Raw genomic sequence first — 19,668 nt, forward strand, 5'->3', positions numbered from 1 at the left:
GGGAAAGGTGCAAGCACTGCGTCCAGGCATGCAGCCATTGGCGAGATCCCGGACTTGTCCTAGACTTCCGCTGCTGCATATGTCCAGGCAATCACCGAGGAGGAATGTCCCATGAGCGAAGAAGATACGGTCCGCGAAGCCGATATCGTCCGTCACGAGTTGTCGCTGACGCGGGTCATTGCAGCGACGCCCGACAAGCTGTTCCGGGCATGGACGGAGCCGGAACTGCTGAAGCAATGGTTTGCCCCGCTGCCGTTCAGGACCACGACTGCCGAGCTCGATCCTCGTCCGGGCGGCACCAGTTTTATCGTGATGCTCGGGCCGGATGGCGTGGAGTATCCCAACCGCGGCGTCTACCTGGATGTCGTCGAAAACCGCAAGCTGGTCTTCACCGACGCCTTCACCAGCGCCTGGATACCCTCTGCCAAGCCGTTCATGACCGCCATCGTCACGTTCGACGACATCGGCAACGGCCAGACGCGCTACACCGCTCGGGCGCTGCACTGGAGCGCGGAGGACCGCGAAACCCATGAGAACATGGGTTTTTACGAGGGCTGGGGCCAGTGCGCCGACCAGCTGGCGTCGCTGGTGGCGACGCTCTGAGTGCTGGATAGGCCGCAAATGACGGGCGCACAGGGAAAAAGGCATTGACGGACGAGTGAGGAGGCGCGAAAGCCAGCGCTCCATCCGTTTGGCCCGACAGGGCCGCTAGAGCCGGAATCCTGTTTCGATGATCATTTCAAGCGACGACGAATTCACCAAGATGAAGGACATCGGCCGTATCTGCGCAAATGCGCTGAAGGTGATGGCTGCAGCTCTCGAGCCGGGGATCACGACGCTGGAGCTCGATGCTATCGGCCGCAAGGCGCTTGAAGACGCCGGTGCACGGTCGGCGCCCGAGACCGTCTATCGCTTTCCCGGCGCGACATGCATCAGCGTCAACGAAGAAGTGGCGCACGGAATTCCGGGCCCACGCGTCATTGCGGCCGGCGATCTCGTCAATCTGGATGTGTCTGCCGAAAAGGACGGGTTCTTTTCCGATACGGGCGCATCCTTCACGGTGCCGCCGGTCAAGCCGAAGATCGAGCGTCTCTGCCGCGATGGCAAGCGGGCGCTGTGGGTTGGCCTCAACCAGGTGCGCAGCGACGTGCCTTTCCTGCAGATCGGCAAGGCCGTTGGCGCCTTTGCTGCAAAGCACCGCTACACGCTGATCGCCAATCTGGCCAGCCACGGCATCGGCCGCTCGCTGCACGAGGAGCCGGCCGAGGTGTCGACCTGGGCCGATCCGAGCGAGACGCGGATCATGCAGGACGGGCTGGTCTTCACCGTCGAGCCTTTCCTGTCGCTCGGCGCCAGCTGGGCCGAGGGCGGCGACGATGCCTGGACCCTCTACAGCGATCCGCGCGCGCCTACCGTACAGTTCGAACACACCGTCATCGCCACCCGAAACGGGCCCGTGATTTTGACGCTAGCGGACGAATAAGGCGCCTGCCCCGATCGGCGCGTACGCTCGGAAACGCGGGCACGCGAAGCCAGATGCAACCTCCCGGCGGTGCGTGGCGCCGATGCGCTCAGCAATCGGATGATATCCTGGGAACAAGCCGTTACAAATGTGTAAGAAAGCGGGAAGAGCGTTGCCGCTGCTTTGGAACTGTCTTAGGTTCCCGCAAAATCAGCATCGGCTGATGCTTCCCATCTTCCCGTTCAGGAAAGCGATCTCTGTGTTTCATTCCTTCTTTCCTCAGCCCAAGGTGTTCTTCACCTCCCTCATCGTCTGGACGCTGGTTGCCATCTTTGGCTGGTATCTTGGCGCAGCGCATCTCGGTGTGACGTTAGGCTTCGGACCCGTTCCGGAAGATCAACAGCCGATCGACCTGTCGTTCTTCCTGCTGCGCGAGAATCTCTGGTTCTACGGTTACTTCTTCCTTTCGGGCATAATCTTCTGTGGTTTTTGGCATCTGAAGGCGATCAATCACCCATGGAAGCTGTGGTCGGTCTGGGGCTCTGCGCTGATCATCTTCGTGACTTATTTCGGCGTCCAGATCAGCGTCGTCGTCAATAACTGGCGCCGGCCGTTCGGGGACCTACTGCAGAATGCGTTGTCCAAGAAACCCGGTATATCAGTCGAGAATTTCTACGACCTGATGATTGTGTTCGCGCAGATCGCGTTTCTCAGCATGTTCGTCTCGATCGTCACCGACTTCTTCACCAGCCACTACATTTTCCGCTGGCGCACGGCGATGAACAATTTCTATGCGTCCAAGTGGGAAAAGTTGCGGCACATCGAAGGTGCATCGCAGCGTGTTCAGGAAGACACGATGCGCTTTTCGAGCACGCTCGAAGGGCTCGGCATCACGCTCATCAATTCCGTCATGACGCTGGTGGTGTTCCTGCCTATCCTGCTCGCATTGTCGAACTACGTCACCGATCTGCCATTTATCGGAAAAGTGCCAAATTCGCTGTTCTGGCTGGCCTTGTTCTGGTCTGTGTTCGGGACCGTGCTGCTGGCTGTCGCCGGCATCAAGCTGCCTGGCTTGAACTTCCGCAACCAGCGTGTCGAGGCAGCCTATCGCAAGGAACTCGTCTACGGCGAGGACCACGCGGATCGCGCCCAGCCGGCAACGCTGACGGAGTTGTTCGGAAACGTCCGGCGCAATTATTACCGGATGTATTTCCACTACCTGTACTTCAACGTCGCCCGCTATTTCTATGTCCAGGCGGACGCGCTTTTCGTGGTCTTCATGCTCGTGCCGACGATTGTCGCCGGTACCATCACCTACGGCATCTTCCAGCAGATCTCGACAGCGTTTGGACAGGTCAGCAACTCCTTCCAGTATCTCGTCAACTCCTGGACGACGATCATCGAGCTGCTATCGATCCACAAGCGCCTCAAGTCCTTCGAGGCAGCCATCGACGACGAGCCCCTGCCGGCGATTGATCGCCATTATCTGGAGCGTCAGGCGCAGAGCGAGAACCCGGAAACCTGAGAATTCCAGCGACAATGCAAAAAGGCTCCGGAGACGGAGCCTTTTTTCGTGGAGTCTGCAAACGGTACGACGCTTCAAAGCCCGGACGCCGTTTTGCCCCCCCGTGCGGCGATCATGGGCAGGGCTTCCGAATAGCTGACGCAGGCGACGTCCGGTTTGTGGCAGACGTCGCCGACGAAGCGGTCGAGGGCCCGCCAGTAGGCGCCGGCGTTCATTTCGACAAAATGAAAACCAAGTTGAAGGGGGATGCGGTCGCCTTCATATTGCGTCTTGAACGCGGCTTCGTAGGCGTTGAGGCTGCGATCCTCATAGACTTTCGAATTGGCGGGGTCCTCGACGCCTTTTGAGTGGTGGACATAGAGATTGTAGTCCATGCCGATCACCAGATGATGGTCCGGACCCTCCGGGATGAGGGGCAGTCCGAAACGCGGCAGGCCATTTTCGGTCTTCGGCAGCATGGGTCCACGGGTGACGAGGCTGGCGTCGTAGACGAAGCCCATTTCCTTCTCGGCGGCAACGAGGCCATCGCTGGTGGAGAGATAGGGCGCGCGAAATCCCTTGACGTCGTGGGTGGCGAAGTCCTCCCAGCCCTCAGGTTCGTCGGTCGGGACGCCGGAATTCTCCCAGGCATCGCGAAGCGCTACCTGTGCTGCCTTGAATTCCTGCAGCCAGTCGGCCTTGCTGAAATCTTTGCCGTCGAAATGGCCGCAGGCGTGGCTGGAAATGTCGGCGCCTTCCTGGTGGGCGCCCCAGATGTTGGCGATGCGGGTGCGGATTTCCTCGTTGCTATGGGCGAACCCTACATTCGACTTGCCGGGCCTGTGTCCCGGTCCCTGATAGGCCTTGGCCTGATCGCGGTTCATCAGGAAGGTGCAGGAGAGGAAATAGGTGAAGTGAGCGCCATTGCGCCGGGCCATGTCTCGGCTCTTCGTCCAGAGCGCGTTGTCATGGGCGCCGTCAAAGGAAATCAGCACGATCTGCTTCGGTTTCTCGTCTGCCTGGGCTGCTATCGGCAGCACGAGGGAAAGGGCGAGGGCGGAGGCGGGGATGAAACGCAAAAGAAGCACCGTGTCAGTTTGCTCGATGGACGCCATTGGATGAGGAATGCGGCGAAGCTTTGATGCTGCTTTCAATTTTCAACCCGAGCCGATAGGGATGGTGGTCTTGATTCAAAGGATTTCTCCATGGCTTTGCTTGTCGTCAGCATCATACTTTTTCTAGGCGTTCACCTGATCCAGGCGCTGGCGCCGGGGTTCCGGCTGTCGATGATCGAGCGCCTCGGGCGTCCCGCCTGGATCGTCCTGCAGTCGGTCGCCAGCCTCCTGACGCTGGTTTTGCTGATCTATGCCTTCAGCATCGCCCGCTACGAGACGACGGTGCTGTATTCGCCACCGGCCTGGGCCTCGCACATCACGCTGACGCTGATGCTGATCGCCAGCATCTGTCTCGTGGCCGGCCTGCTGCCGGCCGGTCATATCGCCGCCAGGACGAAGCATCCGACGGTGCTGGCGGTGAAGATCTGGGCGCTCGCTCATCTTCTGGCAAACGGCGACAGCGCCGGCGTGCTGCTGTTTGCATCCTTCCTCGCCTGGGGCGTTGTCGTGCGGATATCGCTGAAGCGCCGGGCTCGGGCCGGCGAAATCACCCCACGCCCGTTCGTGTCAGTGAAATACGATGCGGCGGCGGTCGTCCTCGGCATCGTGCTCTGGGGCGCCATCATCTGGAAGCTGCATGAGTGGCTTATCGGCGTTTCGCCGCTGGCAATGATGTGATTTCTGCGGTTCCCCCTTACAACGGGCGCAAAATCGGGTAGAAGGCGCGTTCATGCGCTGCATCCTGCCGGCGCGCTCCCTTTTATGCATGCAAGTTTTGGCCGGAGCCGGAGACGAGAATGGCATTCAACGACGACAGCTTCATCCGCGAAGTCAACGAGGAACTGCGCTCCGACCGGATGCAGTTCGTCTGGCGCCGTTTCGGCCGCCTGATCATCGGCTTCGCAGTGCTGGTCGTTATCGGGACGGCCGGCTATGTCGGCTATCGCTACTGGGCAACCCATCAGGCCGGCGACAACGGCGACAAGTTCCTCGCCGCGCTGGCGCTGGCCGACCAGAACAAGACCGACGATGCACTGGCAGCCCTCTCTGCCATCGAAAAAGACGGCAAGGGCGCCTATCCGCTGCTCGCCAGCATGCGTGCCGCCTCGCTGCAGGCGCAAAAGGGCGACACGGCCGGTGCCGTGGCCGCGTTCACCGCGATCAGCAAGCAGTCCGGCGTTCCCTCCGTCATCGCTGACGCCGCCCGCCTGCGCGCCGCCTTCCTGCTGGTCGACACCGGGACTTATCAACAGGTCTCCGCGCTCGCCGAGGAGATGGCCGTGCCGGCTAGTGCCTTCCGCCATTCCGCACGCGAAGTCCTGGGTCTTTCCGCTTACAAGGCCGGCGATTTCGCCAAGGCCCGGCAGTGGTTCCAGGCCATCGTCAGCGACCAGCAGTCACCCCGCAATATTGCCAATCGTGCCCAGATGATGCTTGATAATATCGAAGCTTCGGGCAAAGCCCCGCAGGCCCAGGGCTAAAGGAACACCAATCGCCATGAATTTCACGGTTGCGATCGTCGGTCGCCCGAACGTCGGCAAGTCCACCTTGTTCAACCGCCTGGTTGGCAAGAAGCTGGCGCTCGTCGATGACACCCCGGGCGTCACCCGTGACCGTCGTCCGGGCGATGCCAAGCTGATGGACCTGCATTTCACCATCATCGACACGGCCGGTCTGGAAGAAGCCCATGAGGATTCGCTCGAGGGCCGGATGCGCGCCCAGACCGAAGCTGCGATCGAGGAGGCAGACCTGACGCTGTTCGTGGTCGATGCCAAATATGGCCTGACGCCGCTCGACAAGGTGTTCGGCGAGCTTCTGCGGCGGCGCGGCAAGCCGGTCGTGCTGGTTGCCAACAAGTCGGAAGCCAAGGGCTCCGATGGCGGTTTCTATGACGCCTTCACCCTCGGGCTCGGCGATCCTTGCCCGATTTCGGCCGAACACGGCCAGGGGATGATCGACCTGCACGACGCAATCGTCGCAGCCATCGGCCAGGACCGCGCCTATCCGCCGGAAATCGAGGAAGACGAGGACGACGTGGCCGAGACGGATGTCTCGCTGCCGCTCGACGGCGACGATGTGTTCGACGACGAGAAGGAAGAAGAGCCCGATTACGACGAGACGAAGCCGCTGCGCGTCGCCATCGTCGGTCGCCCGAATGCCGGCAAGTCGACGCTGATCAACCGCTTCCTCGGCCAGGACCGCCTGCTGGTCGGCCCCGAGGCCGGCATCACCCGCGATTCGATCTCCGTCGACTGGGCCTGGCGCGGCCGGACCATCAAGCTGTTCGACACCGCCGGCATGCGCCGGAAGGCACGCGTCACCGAGAAGCTCGAAAAGCTGTCGGTTGCCGACACGCTGCGGGCAATCCGCTTTGCCGAGACGGTGGTCATCGTCTTCGATGCAACGATCCCGTTCGAAAAGCAGGACCTGCAGATCGTCGACCTCGTCATCCGCGAAGGCCGTGCTGCCGTCATCGCCTTCAACAAGTGGGACCTGATCGAGGACCGGCAGACCGTGCTCGCCGACCTGCGCGAAAAGACCGACCGGCTGCTGCCGCAGGCGCGCGGCATTCGTGCCGTGACGATTGCCGGGCAGACCGGCGATGGCCTCGACCGGCTGATGCAGTCGATCATCGATACCGACAAGGTCTGGAACAAGCGCATCGCCACCGCCAAGCTCAATCGCTGGCTGGATGCGCGCCAGGTCCAGCATCCGCCACCCGCCGTGTCCGGCCGCCGGCTGAAGCTGAAATACATGACGCAGGTCAAGGCTCGTCCGCCGGGCTTCATGATCTCGTGCACCCGGCCGGACTCATTGCCGGAATCCTATATCCGTTACCTGACCAACGGGTTGCGCGAGGATTTCGAGATGCCGGGCGTGCCGATCCGGATCCATTTCCATGCGTCGGAAAATCCGTTCGAGAACCGCAAGCGGAAGAACCCCTATCCGAGCAAGCGCAAGAAGGAACGCTGATCCTTCGGGACCGGTGCGCCTCTGCGTCGGTCCTCAGCGCCGTCTGATCTTGCCGTTTGCGATCCGCACGTTGTCGAGGAACTGCTGCGTTGCGGCTTCCCAGGAATAGGTGAGTGCCAGTTTGCGGGCGGCCTCTCGCGAGCATGAGAGCGCTCGCAGGCAGGCGCTCCTGAGGTCCTTGTCGACGGCGCCGGCGGTCGGATGATCGCCGAGAATATCGGCCGGGCCGGTGACCGGGTAGGCTGCGACCGGAACGCCGCTCGCAAGCGCTTCGAGAATGGTATTGCCGAAGGTGTCTGTCACCGATGGAAAGACGAAGACATCGCCCTGCGCATAGGCGCTGGCCAGTTCTTCGCCGAATTTCGCGCCGGTGAACAGCACGTCCGGGTAGCGCTTCTTCAGATCCTCCAGATCAGGTCCTCCACCCACCACCACTTTCGAGCCCGGCAGGTTGAGATCCAGGAATGCCGGGAGGTTTTTCTCCGTGGCGACGCGCCCGACGGTCATGAAGATCGGCCGGGGCAGGCCGAAGGGCGAATCTTCCTGTGCCTGAGGCCTGAACAGCGTCGCATCGATGCCGCGGCTCCACGGCAGCAGGTTGCGCACACCCTTGGCCTTGAGCTCGGCGGCAAGGCTCGGTGTCGCCACCATGCAGCCGAAGCCGCCATTGTGGAACCACCTGATGAAGGCATAGAGCCAGGACTTAGGGATCGGCAGGCGGGCTGCGACATATTCGGGAAAGCGGGTGTGGTAGGTGGTCGAGAACTGCATGCCGTTGCGCACGCACCAGCGCCGCGCCGTCAGCCCCAGCGGACCTTCCGTGGCGATGTGTACGTAGGATGGCTGCGTTGCCTCTATCGCAGCGGCAACGCGCCGATAGCTTGCAAGCGAGAGCCTGATCTCCGGATAGGTCGGGCAGGGGATGCTGCGAAACCCCTCTGGCGTCAGCATGGAGACGGTGACGCCCATGCGCGTCAGCTCACGATTGGTGTTCTCGATGGAGCGCACGACGCCATTGACCTGCGGGTGCCAGGCATCGGTGACGATGAGCAGTCGTTCGCCCAGGGCCATGTCCGGCGCCGGCGATTTCCCGGCGGCGATGTTCGATAGACGTTGCAGCATGGGTCGACTGTTCCATCCCGGTCGATCGCGGCGGCGCGGAACATCCCACGCCATCCGATGATTCCGGGCCTAGCCATTGTGACGACCGTCGATGATGAAAATATTACACCCTTCGGTTTGCTTCGATGGCAATGCAGCTTTAGGTCTCTTCGGTGTACTCTGGAATGCGCAAAGGAAGTCAATCTCATGGCCGATGCCGAACTTGCGACCCTCTACCGAGGCTATATCGACTGTCTCAACAGGCAGGATTGGACGCTCCTCGGTGAGTTCGTTGACGATGATGTAGAGCACAATGGCCGGCAGATCGGTCTTTCCGGCTATCGCGCGATGCTGGAAAACGATTTCCGGCAAATACCCGACCTGCAATTCATCATCGATCTACTGATCGCCGATCCGCCGAGGATCGCCGCACGACTGCAGTTCGACTGCACGCCAGCGGGAACGTTCCTCGGCCTTGCGGTGAACGGACGGAAGGTCTCGTTTTCGGAAAACGTCTTCTACGAATTTCGCAACGACAAGATCCGGCATGTCTGGTCGGTCATCGACAAGACAGCCATTGAGGCGCAGCTTGACGGCAAGACGTCTTAACCAAGTCCGAGCTTCTCTCGCTCCACCAATGCGCCGTGCTCGCAGATCACGCGGGCGGCGATCTTCACGGCGAAGCGGGCTGCAGCGACAAGATCCTTGCTCTTCAGGTATTCGGCGAGGAATGCGCCGTTGAAGCTGTCGCCGGCGCTGGTTGTGTCGATGACCTCGGCAACGTGTTCGGCTTCGACCAGGGTGTCGCCAGCGACCGTGCTGACGGTCACGCCCTTGGCACCGTCCTTGACGACGACCAGGGGAGCGCCGAGCTGCCGGTAGCGGCGGATGGTGGCGGCAATCGATGGGTCGCCGAAATGGGCGGCCTCGTCGTCGTAGCTCGGCATGACAAGCGTTGCGGCGCGGGCGCCCTCGCTGATGGTTGCGTGCATGGTGTCGAGGCTGGTCCAAAGCCTTGGGCGCAGGTTCGGGTCGAACACCACCAGCTTGCCGATCGCCTTGGCGCGGCGCAGTTCCGAGAGCAGGGTTTCGGCGCTGTCGTGGGCGAGTATCGCAAGCGTAATGCCGGAGAAATAGACGACGTCGGAGGCTTCGATGGCTTCGCGCAGACGGTCGCCATCGACGGCAAGCTGGCGTGCGGCCGAGGATTCGCGCCAGTAGCTGAAGGTGCGCTCGCCGTCCTTCAGATTGATGAGATAGAGGCCCGGAGTGCGACCCCGGATGCGGCGGATATAGGATGTGCCGATCCCGGCGCCGCTCATAAAGGCCAGCATCTCGTCCGACATCGGATCGTCACCGACGGCCGTAAAATAATCGATGGACCAGTCCGATGGTAGGCAGGCCTTGGCGTACCAGGCGGTGTTGAACGTGTCGCCGGCAAAGCCTTTGCGCAGCAGGCCGTTGCCCGCCTGCGACAGTTCCACCATGCACTCGCCGATCGACAAAAAATGTCCGCCCACGATACTCTCCCTCATCGCATTCCTGCGCCTGCTGTAGGCCTTCGACGCAGGGCGGGCAAGGCCGCCGTGCACCGGAAGCGGCGATCAGTTTTCCGGGCTATCCATGTGATAACAGGCGGCAGTCTGGCCGGGGCGGACAGGCTCTGTCGCCGGCATGGCGGTGCGACAGATATCGGTGGCTTTCCAGCAGCGCGGCTCGAAGACGCAACCGGGCGGCGGGTTCATCGGCGACGGCGGATCGCCCTGCAGGCGGATGCGCTTGCGGGTGCGGGCGACCTTTGGGTCCGGCACGGGGGCGGCCGAGAACAGCGCCTGGGTATAGGGATGGGCCGGACGCTGGAACACCGTGGCGCAATCGCCGGCCTCGACGATGCGGCCGAGATAGAGGACCAGTACGTCGTCCGAGATCAGCCGGACGACCGAGAGGTCGTGGCTGATGAAGATCAGCGTCAGTCCGAATTCCTTGCGCAACTTGCGCAGCAGCGAGATCACCTGGCCCTGGATGGAGACGTCGAGGGCTGAAACCGGCTCGTCGCAGATGATCAGTTTAGGGCGGGTGACAACGGCGCGAGCGATGCCGATGCGCTGCGCCTGGCCGCCGGAGAATTCATGCGGGTAGCGGTTGATCATTTCGGGCACCAGCCCGACGGCGGCCATGATCTCGCGGACACGGCCCTGCCGTTCTGCGCGGCTCAGCTTCGGCTCGAACACAGTGAGCGGCTCGGCGATGATGTCGCCGACGGTCATGCGCGGATCGAGCGAGGCGATCGGGTCCTGGAAGATGATCTGCATGTCGCGGCGGGCGGCGCGCATCTCCTCGCTGGAAAGGTCGAGCAGGCTCTTGCCCTGCCAGAGGATACGGCCTTTCTGGGCGTGGATCAGGCGCAGGATCGAGCGGCCGAGGGTAGACTTGCCGCAACCGGATTCACCGACGATGCCGAGCGTGCGCCCGGCCTTGAGCTCGAAGCTTACATCGTTGACGGCCGTCAGCATGGTTGCCGGCTTGAAGAAGGATTTTGACGGGATCTCGAACTGGGTGGTGAGATGCTCGACCTTGAGCAGGGTCTGTTCAGCCATGGACAGGGCTCCGTTGCTGGTGACCGATAAGCGGATGGAAGCAGGCCGCGCGGCGTTGAGGTGCCAGAAGCCCAAGCGGCGGGCGCGCATCGAGACAGTTGTCCTCGACATGGGCGCAACGCGGCGAGAAGCTGCAGCCGCGCGGCAGGTGCTTGAGGTTCGGCGGACGGCCGGGAATGACGGCGAGATCGTCGACATCCTGATCGGGGCGGGGGATCGAGGCATGCAGCGCAGCCGTATACGGATGGGCCGGATCGTCGAACAGGTCGTCCACCGGCGCATCCTCGACGATCCGTCCGGCATACATGACGGCCACTCGCTCGGCGAGGCCGGCGACCACGCCGAGGTCGTGGGTGATGATGACAAGAGCGGTGTTCATCTCCGACGTCAGGTCGTTGAACAGGTCGAGGATCTGTGCCTGGATGGTGACGTCGAGCGCCGTCGTCGGCTCATCGGCAATCAGCAGCTTCGGCTTGGTGAGCAGCGCCATGGCGATGACGATGCGCTGGCGCATGCCGCCGGAGAGCTCATGCGGAAAGAGATTGAAACGGCGGTCCGGGTCGGGGATGCCGACGCGCTTCAGCATGTCGAGGGCAGTGGCGGAGGCAGCGCGCGCCGTCAGTCCGCCATGGACTTCGAGCTGCTCCGTCAGCTGCCGCGATATCTTCAGCGTCGGATTGAGCGAGGTCATCGGGTCCTGGAAGACCATCGCCATGTCCTTGCCGCGGATCTGGTCGAGTTCGCGGGGCTTCAGCGCCAATACGTCGCGACCTTCCAGCAGCGCCTCGCCGCTGGTGTGGCCGTTCTTCGCCAGCAGACCCATCAGGCCCAGAAAGGTCTGGCTCTTGCCCGAACCGCTTTCGCCGACGATGGCGATGCGCTCGCCACGGCGGATCGTCAGGTTGAGGCCGTTGACCGCAGCGACGTCCCCTTCCGGGGTCTGGAAACGGATGGAGTAGTCCTTGAGTTCGAGCAGCGTCTCGCTCTTTTTGGCTTCCGACATGTCAGCGGTCCTTGGGGTCGAATGCATCGCGCAGGCCGTCGCCGATGAACAGCAGGCTCATCAGCAGGGCGACGAGGAAAGCGGCGGGAAAAGCCAGCAGCCAGGGGTCGGTTTCCATGGCGTTGGTACCGTCGGCGATCAGAGTCCCCAGCGATGTCAGGGGCTCCTGCACGCCGAAGCCGAGATAGGAGAGAAAGCTTTCCGTCGCGATGATTTCTGGCACAGTCAGGGCGGCATAGATCACGACCGGGCCGACAAGGTTGGGGACGATGTGCTTCAGGATGATCTTGAACGGGCGCTGGCCGGAGGCACGCGCCGCCTCTATGAACTCGCGGTGCTTCAGCGACAGCGTCTGACCACGCACGATGCGGGCCATGGTCAGCCATTCCAGCGCGCCGATGGCGGCAAACAGCAGGTAGACATTGCGGCCGAAGATCACCATCAGCAGGATGACGAAGAGGATGTAGGGAAGGGCATACATGATATCGACGAAGCGCATCATGATGCTGTCGAGCTTGCCGCCGAAATAGCCGGAGACGGCGCCGTAGAGGACGCCGATGATCACCGAGACGAGGGTGGCGACGAGGGCGACCGCAAGCGACACCCGGGTGCCGTAGAGGGTGCGCGCAAGCAGATCGCGACCGTTCTGGTCTGTGCCGAAATAATGGCCGCTGGCGAAATCCGGAGGCGTGCGGAAGGCTGCCCAATCGGGATCCTCATAGCCGTACGGAATGAGGGCGGGGGCGATGAGGGCAGCCAGGATCAGCAGCGTGAGCACCACGAGGGAAATGGCAGCAGCCTTGTTGCGCAGCAGCCGGCGCATGGCGTCGCGGGTCAGCGACCGGCTTTCGGGAGCCAATCCTTCTGCAGCCCGCAATTCCTCTTCCAGCTGTTCGCGGCGAGCGAGATTGAGGATCATTGGGTTCTCACTTTCGGGTCTAGCCAGGCGTAGACGATATCAACGAGCAGATTGAGCACGACGATCAGCGCCATGTAGAAAATCACCGTGCCGAGAACCATGCCGTAGTCGCGGTTGAGCGCGGCCGTGATGAAGTAGCGGCCGATGCCGGGCAGGCCGAAGATGCTTTCAACCACCAGCGATCCGGTCAGCAGGTAGCTGGCCGCCGGGCCGAGATAGGATATGACCGGCATCAGGGCTGGTTTCAGCGCGTGACGCATGACCGTAAGTCTCGGACCGATGCCTTTTGCCTTGGCGGTACGGATGAAGTTCTGGTTCATCACCTCGATCATCGAGCCGCGCATCAGCCGCGATATCCGCGCCGCGTGGGGCAGCGACAGGACCGTGACGGGCAGGATCAGGAACTTGATCGAGCCGTCGCCCCAGCCGCCGACGGGCAGGATTCCGAGTTTGATGCCGAACAGCAGTTGCAGGATCGGCGCAATCAGAAAGCCGGGGAGAACGAGGCCGATCAGCAGGGTGCCGCCGAGCCAGTAGTCGGCCTGCCGGTTCTGGTACAGCGCCCCGAGACAGCCGACGAGAACGCCGACCAGTACGGCGACGACAAAAGCGATGCTGCCGATGGTCAGCGTATAAGGCAGGCCGGACATGATCTGCTGGGTGACGGTGAAGTCCTGGTTGGCAAAGGAGGGGCCAAGATCGCCGTGGAGGACGTCGTACATGTAGATGAAGTACTGCTCGATCAGCGGCTTATCGAGGTTGTAATGAGCCGCCAGATTTTTCAGGATGACAGGCGGCAAAGGGCGCTCGCCATCGAAAGGCCCGCCCGGCGCCAGGCGCAGGACGAAAAAGCTCAGTGTCACGGCAATCCACATGACTGGGATTGTCGATAAAAGACGACGAAATGCATATTTGATCATGGGCGTGGATAGGCTCCCTCCGGCAAGGCCAAAGGGAGCCCGTGTCCCTTACTCTTTGATTGACAGCCAGCGGGTACGGTGGATGTCCTGGATATTGTCTTCATATCCAGCGATCTTCGGCGACACCACGCTCTGCGAGACATAGTAGTAGATCGGGATCGCCGCGCTGTCGTCGAGCGCGATCTGTTCTGCCTGCTTGAATAGGGCAGCACGCTTGTCGAGATCGGTCTCCGCATTCCCCTGCTTGAGCAACGCATCGTATTCCGCATTGCTCCAGCGGCCGTAGTTCATGTCGACGCCCGTCGACAGGAGGTTGAGGAAGTTGATCGGGTCATTGTAGTCGGCGAGCCAGCCGGCGCGGCCGATTTCGACCTTGCCGTGCTGCATCTCGTCGTAATGCACCTTGGTCTCGGTGTTATAGAGCTCGATCTCGACGCCGAGCGGCTTCCACATGGAGGCGATCGCGGCTGCGATGCGCTTGTGGTTGTCGTTGGTATTGTAGCGGAGTTGGGCGTGCAGCGGATGGTCGGGGCCGAAGCCTGCTTCCTTCAGCAGCTTCTTGGCTTCCTCGACCTTCTGGGCGTAGGGCTCGTCCTTCCACTTGATCTGGGCCGGCTCGCCGTAATGGGCAGTGCCCGGCGGGACCCAGGAATACATCGGCAGTTCGCCGGTACCGAGAACCTTCGGGCCGATGACTTCGCGGTTGACGGCCATCGACAGGGCCTGGCGGACGCGCTTGTCGTTAAACGGAGGCTTGGTGGCGTTGACGACGTAGTAGTAGGTGCCGAGGAACGGCACAACGTGCGCCTGGCCGGGCATGTTGGTCTTCAGCCACTGGTACTGGTCTGCAGGGAAGGACGTCAGGATGTCGAATTCGCCGGCGCGGTAACGCTTGAGAGCGGCCGACTGGTCTTCCATGACGAAGAACTTCACGCCGTCGATCTTGACGTTCTTGGCATCCCAGTACTGATCGTTCTTGACCGTCGTTACATAGGAGCCCGGGACCCATTCTGTCGGCTTGTATGGGCCGTTGGTGACGATGTTGCCGATCTTGACCCAGTCGGCGCCCTTGGCGTCGATGACGTGCTTGGGGAGAGGATAGGCTGTGTAGTGCGTCAGCGCATTGAGGAAATAGGGGGTTGCGTTGTCGAGGGTGATCTCGAGGGTCTTCGGGTCGATGGCCTTGACGCCGAGCTGGCTGAAATCGGTGATCTCGCCCTTGTTGATCTTCTCGGCATTCTTGATGGTGAACTGCAGATAAGCGTATTCGGCAGCGTTCTTGGGATCGACGAGGCGCTGGAAGGCGAAGACGAAGTCTTCGGCCGTTACCGGCTGGCCATCTGACCACTTGATGCCGTCGCGCAGCTTAAACGTATAAACCTTGCCATCCGGAGAAATCGTCCAGCTTTCGGCCTGGCCCGGGATGGCGTTGTCCTTGGCGTCTTCGGTGGTGAGGCCCTCGAAGATGTCGCCGGCAATGCGGTTCTCGTAGTCGCTGGACATCTTTTGCGGATCGAGCGACTGGGGATCGCCACCGTTCTGGACGTTGAGCGTGGCGGCATGCGCCGAAAGGGACAATAGCGATCCGACGAGCGCGGACGCGTAAAATACCTTGGTCAGATATGTCATGGAGCCGATCTTTCTATGTTCGCCTTGTTAGCAAGGTCGTTCTTGTTCCCGCAGGTGAACTGGTCACGCAAGCAAGAGCGCAACGTATCGCAGCCTACCGACGATTCAACCCCTAAAACCGCGATATGGAAAACGACATGCATTTGTCTGTGGACGGCGTTTCTGTTGCTTTAACGAACCGTTCTGGGATGGGAATTCACCAGCGCGATTGTTTCGATTTGTAATTTTGCGGCCGCAGGCTAGTGTGCGGACACACCTGGATATTGAAGCGAAGGCGCATTGTTACATGAATTCAACGAGCGGAACGGCGGCGAAGGACTGGTGGCGTGGTGCGGTAATCTATCAGGTCTATCCACGATCCTTCCAAGATACCAACAGCGACGGACTTGGCGACATCAAGGGCATCACGCTGCGTTTGCCCTACATCGCCTCGCTCGGGGTAGACGCGATCTGGCTGGCGCCGTTCTTCACCTCGCCGATGGCAGACATGGGGTACGATGTCTCCAACTATTGCGATGTCGACCCGATTTTCGGGACATTGGCCGATTTCGACGAGATGATGACCGCCGCCCATGCGCTCGGGATCAAGGTGATTATCGACCAGGTGATCTCTCATACATCGGACGTCCATCCCTGGTTCGTCGAAAGCCGCACGAGCCGCGACAATCCGAAAGCCGACTGGTACGTCTGGGCCAACCCCAAGCCAGACGGCACGGCGCCGAACAACTGGCTGTCGATTTTCGGCGGCCCCGGCTGGGAGTGGGACGGTATCCGCCGCCAGTATTACCAGCACAATTTCCTCACATCGCAGCCGGATCTCAATTTCCACAACCCGCGTGTCCAGGATGCGGTGCTTGCCGCCGTCAAATTCTGGCTCGATCGCGGTGTCGACGGATTTCGTCTGGACACGGTGAACTACTACTTCTGCGACAAGCAGTTGCGCGACAATCCGCCTGCCTTGCCGAGCGACGATGCCGCCGGGCTGGATGCTCCCGATACCAACCCCTACGGCATGCAAAGCCACCTCTACGACAAGACACAGCCGGAAAACATCGACTTCCTGAAGCGCTTGCGAGCGCTGCTCGACACCTATGAGAACCGCGCGACGGTCGGCGAGGTCGGCGATGGCGCCCGCTCGTTGCAGACGCTGGCTGCCTATACGTCCGGCGGCGACAAGCTGCACATGTGCTACACGTTCGACCTGCTCGGGCCGGAATTCACGCCGGCGCATTTCCGCCGCTGCGTCAGCGCCTTCCAGGAGAGCGTTACCGACGGCTGGGTCTGCTGGGCGTTCTCCAACCACGACGTCGTTCGCCATGCCAGCCGCTTTGCAGAGACGGAGGCCGAGCGGGCACGGGTCGCAAAACTGGCGATCTCGCTGCTGGCAACGTTGCGGGGCTCGATCTGCCTTTACCAGGGCGAGGAACTCGGACTACCCGAAGCCGACCTTGCCTTCGAGGACCTGCGCGATCCCTACGGCATCCGCTTCTGGCCGGCGTTCAAGGGACGCGACGGATGCCGGACGCCGATGCCCTGGGAAGCTGCCCGCGTCCATGCGGGCTTCTCGACAGCGGAGAAGTCGTGGCTGCCGGTGCCATACCAGCATGCGACACTGGCGGTCGACCGGCAGGAGGAGGATGGATCTTCCGTGCTCGCCCATTATCGCCAGACGCTGGCCTTCCGACGGCAGCACCCGATGCTGTTCGACGGCGACCTGACTTTCCTCGCCACAAACGAGGATGTGCTCGCCTTCACGCGGGAAAAGAATGGCGAAACGCTGGTCTTCGTTTTCAATCTCGGACGGACGATGATCGAACTTTCGCTGCCACAGGGGCTGACGGTCAAGGCTGCCATGCCGATGCCCGGCTTCAACCCGAAATCGACACCGACGACAGTGACGCTGGAGGCGATGGATGTGTTTTGCGGGCTGGTGTGAAAAAAGTCAGCGCAGCAGCTTGTCGTAGTCTGTGTGGGATCCAATCCAGAACCAGATGATGGTCTGGCCGTCTTGCGCTGCAAGAGCCCTCCACGACAAGCCCACTCGGGCGGACCAAAGGTTGCCGACCTTCTTGAAATGAAGAGAAGGATGCATCGGGCTTGTCTTCAATAATTCGAAATTTTGGTCAGCCACCTTCTGCACACGTTCTGGCAGAGCCTCGTATGCCTGCCAGAATTCAGCAGTGGCGACGTGCCTCAAAGCGGCCTGGTCTTCCCTGACCGAAATGCGGAAAGGGCGCCAGCTGCCAGCCGATCGAGCTTTCCGTCTTTCTCGTCTGCCTCAATGCGACCGTCCCACCGCCTGGCTTGCAAGGCCTCGAACCAGTTACTGAAGGCCTCGAATTCCGTGGGATCGAGTTCCTCGACGGTCCGCTCTATATGCTCAAGCTTTTTCATTTGTGCTCCAGCGGCCTCGCCAGTCCGATGCTGGCGTAGGTTAGATATCCAGCATCCTGGTGACGATGAACATGGACGGAAGATACCACCAAACAAGCATGGCTTGAAGGCCCTGCAGGCCCGTTTACCCGATCAGCCTGAATGCATCGACATCCACCAGTCCCCTGTCCGAAATCTTCAGGTGGGGGATGACGGGCAGGGGCAGGAAGGCCAGTTGCAGGAAGGGCTCCTGCAGTGTCGAGCCCAGCGCGAAAGCAGCGTTGCGCAGGTAATGCAAGGTGTCGCGGACGCGCTCGTAGGGTTCCAGGCTCATCAGGCCGGCGATCGGCAGCGCGATCTCGCCGGTGATCCTGCCGTCCTCGACGACGACGAAGCCCCCCTTGATCTCGCTCAGGCGCTGGACGGCCTGTGCCATGTCGTCCTCGCTGACGCCGACGACGCAGATGTTATGGCTGTCATGGCCGACGGTGGAGGCGATTGCGCCCTTCTTCAGCCCGAAGCCCTGGACGAAGGCGTTGGCGTGATTGCCGTTCTTGCCGTGGCGCTCGATGACGGCGACCTTGATGATGTCGCGGGCAAGGTCGACTGTCGTCTGGTTGCCGACCGAGGGCAGGCGGAAGCGGCGATGCTCGGTGATGATCTTGCCAGGCAGCACGCCGATGACCGAGGTTTCGCCATCGGTGAAGGGGACACCAAAATCGGCAGCATTGACCGTGCGCGCCTTGACGCTGTCGAGGCCGACGGGAGCGATGCTTTTGCGGGTGGCAAACAGCGCATCGGTCACCAGCCTGCCGCCGGCAAAGACCATGCCTGCCTTGCAGCTTTCGAGGCTGTCGACCACCACCAGATCGGCGCGCCAGCCGGGCGCCACCAGTCCGCGGTCGCGCAGACCGAAGGCCCGGGCCGCCGAGATCGAGGCGGCGCGATAGATCGCCAGTGGCTCGACGCCGGCGGCGATGGCCGTGCGGATTATGTAGTCGAGATGGCCCTGCTCGGCGATGTCGAGAGGATTGCGGTCGTCGGTGCAGAGGGCGATGAAGGGCGAAAGGCGCTCGGTGATAATAGGCATCAGCGCGTGCAGATCCTTGGACACGGAGCCTTCTCGCACCAGGATGTGCATGCCCTTGCGGATTTTCTCCATTGCCTCTTCGGCGGATGTCGCCTCGTGTTCCGTACGGATGCCGGCTGCGATGTAGCCGTTCAGGTCGTTACCTCGCAGGAGGGGAGCATGGCCATCGATATGATCGCCTTGGAAGGCCTCCAGCTTGGCCATGCAGATGGGATCCTTGTGGATCACGCCCGGGAAATTCATGAACTCGGCAAGGCCGATGACCTTTTCATGGTCGCGGAACGGCAATAGCCGCTCGATCGGCAGGTCGGCACCCGAAGTCTCCAGATGGGTGGCGGGCACGCAGGACGACAATTGAACGCGGATGTCCATGATCGTCTCGAGCGCCGAATCGAGGAAGAACTGGATGCCCTCGGTGCCAAGCACGTTGGCGATTTCGTGCGGATCGCAGATGACTGTCGTCACGCCGTAGGGGAGCACGCAGCGGTCGAACTCATGCGGCGTCACCAGCGAGGATTCGATGTGCAGGTGCGTATCGATGAAGCCGGGCACGACGATGCGACCGGTGATATCGATCTCCTCGACACCTTTGTAATCGCCGCAGGTGCCGACGATGCGGTCGCCGCAGATGGCGATGTCGGAGGCAACGAGTTCGCCGGTCACCAGATCGAAGAACCTCCCGCCCTTGAGGACGATGTCTGCAGGCTTTCTGCCGACACCCTGGTCGATGAAGTCTTCGAGAGGCTTGGTCATGGCGATACGCTTTCAATCAGTATGGACGTTCGTCGCGAGTCTAGCCTGTAATCAGCCAGCCGGGGAGCGAAATATTGTCAGCGCCGGGCGGCCCCTGACGTGCATCCCCCGCGACTGCTCCTGTTTCAATGCCTGTTAAATTAGATGTTCGATATCAAGCTTGTTAAGCTTTCTATTGTATACGTCGACCTTTAGAAGGTTTGATGATTGCAGAAGGGTGCCAGGCCGA

General features: G+C 61.5%; 18 protein-coding genes. 8 read left to right on the forward strand and 10 right to left on the reverse strand.

What is annotated here, in order from left to right; genetic code table 11:
* The first annotated feature begins 111 nt into the window (after positions 1–111).
* The 3 genes from J5278_RS07055 to sbmA all read left to right on the forward strand — a co-directional run bounded on the left by J5278_RS07055 (position 112) and on the right by sbmA (position 2,987).
* Positions 112–603, forward strand: a complete 492-nt coding sequence (locus J5278_RS07055; protein ID WP_209184376.1) for an SRPBCC family protein — start codon at positions 112–114, stop codon at positions 601–603.
* Positions 604–730: 127 nt separating this feature from the next.
* Positions 731–1,483 carry a type I methionyl aminopeptidase gene (gene map / locus J5278_RS07060; protein WP_111222625.1) on the forward strand — a complete coding sequence of 251 codons (753 nt, stop codon included), beginning with the start codon at positions 731–733 and terminating at the stop codon, positions 1,481–1,483.
* 238 nt (positions 1,484–1,721) lie between these two features.
* Positions 1,722–2,987, forward strand: a complete 1,266-nt coding sequence (gene sbmA / locus J5278_RS07065; protein ID WP_142823407.1) for a peptide antibiotic transporter SbmA — start codon at positions 1,722–1,724, stop codon at positions 2,985–2,987.
* Between the two features lie 74 nt (positions 2,988–3,061).
* On the opposite strand, the gene J5278_RS07070 is transcribed toward sbmA, so the two are convergent.
* Positions 3,062–4,081, reverse strand: coding sequence for a polysaccharide deacetylase (locus J5278_RS07070; protein WP_209184594.1), 1,020 nt, complete (start codon positions 4,079–4,081; stop codon positions 3,062–3,064).
* A 90-nt stretch (positions 4,082–4,171) separates the two neighbouring features.
* Between J5278_RS07070 and J5278_RS07075 the strand changes: the two genes are divergently transcribed.
* From J5278_RS07075 to der, 3 genes are all read left to right on the forward strand, one after another.
* A complete protein-coding gene (locus J5278_RS07075; RefSeq protein ID WP_142823406.1) occupies positions 4,172–4,759 on the forward strand; it encodes an NnrU family protein in 588 nt (195 codons plus the stop codon).
* A gap of 119 nt (positions 4,760–4,878) precedes the next feature.
* Positions 4,879–5,562: a tetratricopeptide repeat protein gene (locus tag J5278_RS07080; RefSeq protein WP_209184375.1), complete on the forward strand. Its 684-nt coding sequence runs from the start codon at positions 4,879–4,881 to the stop codon at positions 5,560–5,562.
* A gap of 16 nt (positions 5,563–5,578) precedes the next feature.
* Positions 5,579–7,054, forward strand: coding sequence for a ribosome biogenesis GTPase Der (gene der, locus J5278_RS07085; protein WP_142829266.1), 1,476 nt, complete (start codon positions 5,579–5,581; stop codon positions 7,052–7,054).
* Between the two features lie 33 nt (positions 7,055–7,087).
* Here der and J5278_RS07090 read toward each other — a convergent pair whose 3' ends face one another.
* Complete coding sequence (locus tag J5278_RS07090) at positions 7,088–8,125, reverse strand: glycosyltransferase family 1 protein (protein ID WP_224127808.1); 1,038 nt, start codon at positions 8,123–8,125, stop codon at positions 7,088–7,090.
* 237 nt (positions 8,126–8,362) lie between these two features.
* Between J5278_RS07090 and J5278_RS07095 the strand changes: the two genes are divergently transcribed.
* Positions 8,363–8,764, forward strand: a complete 402-nt coding sequence (locus J5278_RS07095) for an ester cyclase (RefSeq protein ID WP_209184373.1) — start codon at positions 8,363–8,365, stop codon at positions 8,762–8,764.
* On the opposite strand, the gene J5278_RS07100 is transcribed toward J5278_RS07095, so the two are convergent.
* The 6 genes from J5278_RS07100 to J5278_RS07125 all read right to left on the reverse strand — a co-directional run bounded on the left by J5278_RS07100 (position 8,761) and on the right by J5278_RS07125 (position 15,223).
* A complete protein-coding gene (locus J5278_RS07100; protein WP_142823401.1) occupies positions 8,761–9,675 on the reverse strand; it encodes a sugar kinase in 915 nt (304 codons plus the stop codon). The genes J5278_RS07095 and J5278_RS07100 overlap by 4 nt on opposite strands.
* An 84-nt stretch (positions 9,676–9,759) precedes the next feature.
* Positions 9,760–10,752, reverse strand: coding sequence for an ABC transporter ATP-binding protein (locus tag J5278_RS07105; protein WP_209184372.1), 993 nt, complete (start codon positions 10,750–10,752; stop codon positions 9,760–9,762).
* On the reverse strand, positions 10,745–11,755 hold the full coding sequence (locus J5278_RS07110) for an ABC transporter ATP-binding protein (protein WP_209184371.1): 1,011 nt from the start codon (positions 11,753–11,755) through the stop codon (positions 10,745–10,747). The genes J5278_RS07105 and J5278_RS07110 overlap by 8 nt, the downstream gene beginning before the upstream one ends.
* 1 nt (position 11,756) lies before the next feature.
* The gene (locus J5278_RS07115) at positions 11,757–12,674 is read right to left on the reverse strand and encodes an ABC transporter permease subunit (protein ID WP_209184370.1); all 918 of its coding nucleotides are present in this window, start codon (positions 12,672–12,674) and stop codon (positions 11,757–11,759) included.
* Positions 12,671–13,594, reverse strand: coding sequence for an ABC transporter permease subunit (locus tag J5278_RS07120; protein ID WP_111222638.1), 924 nt, complete (start codon positions 13,592–13,594; stop codon positions 12,671–12,673). The genes J5278_RS07115 and J5278_RS07120 overlap by 4 nt, the downstream gene beginning before the upstream one ends.
* Before the next feature lie 48 nt (positions 13,595–13,642).
* The gene (locus J5278_RS07125; protein ID WP_142823397.1) at positions 13,643–15,223 is read right to left on the reverse strand and encodes a peptide ABC transporter substrate-binding protein; all 1,581 of its coding nucleotides are present in this window, start codon (positions 15,221–15,223) and stop codon (positions 13,643–13,645) included.
* A 286-nt stretch (positions 15,224–15,509) separates the two neighbouring features.
* Between J5278_RS07125 and J5278_RS07130 the strand changes: the two genes are divergently transcribed.
* Positions 15,510–17,159 carry an alpha-glucosidase gene (locus J5278_RS07130; protein ID WP_209184369.1) on the forward strand — a complete coding sequence of 550 codons (1,650 nt, stop codon included), beginning with the start codon at positions 15,510–15,512 and terminating at the stop codon, positions 17,157–17,159.
* Between the two features lie 257 nt (positions 17,160–17,416).
* On the opposite strand, the gene J5278_RS07135 is transcribed toward J5278_RS07130, so the two are convergent.
* The gene (locus J5278_RS07135) at positions 17,417–17,617 is read right to left on the reverse strand and encodes a hypothetical protein (protein ID WP_142823394.1); all 201 of its coding nucleotides are present in this window, start codon (positions 17,615–17,617) and stop codon (positions 17,417–17,419) included.
* A gap of 124 nt (positions 17,618–17,741) precedes the next feature.
* A complete protein-coding gene (gene ade / locus J5278_RS07140) occupies positions 17,742–19,439 on the reverse strand; it encodes an adenine deaminase (RefSeq protein ID WP_209184368.1) in 1,698 nt (565 codons plus the stop codon).
* Between the last annotated feature and the right edge of the window lie 229 nt (positions 19,440–19,668).

Source organism: Rhizobium sp. B21/90 (genome assembly GCF_019355815.1).
Taxonomy (GTDB): Bacteria; Pseudomonadota; Alphaproteobacteria; order Rhizobiales; family Rhizobiaceae; genus Rhizobium; species Rhizobium rhododendri.

Coding starts and splice junctions, on each gene's coding strand:
- J5278_RS07120 (WP_111222638.1), bottom strand. CDS start 13,594: ATGATCAAATATGCATTTCGTCGTCTTTTATCGACAATCCCAGTCATG.
- der (WP_142829266.1), top strand. CDS start 5,579: ATGAATTTCACGGTTGCGATCGTCGGTCGCCCGAACGTCGGCAAGTCC.
- J5278_RS07115 (WP_209184370.1), bottom strand. CDS start 12,674: ATGATCCTCAATCTCGCTCGCCGCGAACAGCTGGAAGAGGAATTGCGG.
- J5278_RS07130 (WP_209184369.1), top strand. CDS start 15,510: ATGAATTCAACGAGCGGAACGGCGGCGAAGGACTGGTGGCGTGGTGCG.
- J5278_RS07105 (WP_209184372.1), bottom strand. CDS start 10,752: ATGGCTGAACAGACCCTGCTCAAGGTCGAGCATCTCACCACCCAGTTC.
- J5278_RS07125 (WP_142823397.1), bottom strand. CDS start 15,223: ATGACATATCTGACCAAGGTATTTTACGCGTCCGCGCTCGTCGGATCG.
- ade (WP_209184368.1), bottom strand. CDS start 19,439: ATGACCAAGCCTCTCGAAGACTTCATCGACCAGGGTGTCGGCAGAAAG.
- J5278_RS07135 (WP_142823394.1), bottom strand. CDS start 17,617: ATGAAAAAGCTTGAGCATATAGAGCGGACCGTCGAGGAACTCGATCCC.
- J5278_RS07070 (WP_209184594.1), bottom strand. CDS start 4,081: ATGGCGTCCATCGAGCAAACTGACACGGTGCTTCTTTTGCGTTTCATC.
- J5278_RS07055 (WP_209184376.1), top strand. CDS start 112: ATGAGCGAAGAAGATACGGTCCGCGAAGCCGATATCGTCCGTCACGAG.
- map (WP_111222625.1), top strand. CDS start 731: ATGATCATTTCAAGCGACGACGAATTCACCAAGATGAAGGACATCGGC.
- J5278_RS07080 (WP_209184375.1), top strand. CDS start 4,879: ATGGCATTCAACGACGACAGCTTCATCCGCGAAGTCAACGAGGAACTG.
- J5278_RS07110 (WP_209184371.1), bottom strand. CDS start 11,755: ATGTCGGAAGCCAAAAAGAGCGAGACGCTGCTCGAACTCAAGGACTAC.
- J5278_RS07090 (WP_224127808.1), bottom strand. CDS start 8,125: ATGGCCCTGGGCGAACGACTGCTCATCGTCACCGATGCCTGGCACCCG.
- J5278_RS07095 (WP_209184373.1), top strand. CDS start 8,363: ATGGCCGATGCCGAACTTGCGACCCTCTACCGAGGCTATATCGACTGT.
- J5278_RS07075 (WP_142823406.1), top strand. CDS start 4,172: ATGGCTTTGCTTGTCGTCAGCATCATACTTTTTCTAGGCGTTCACCTG.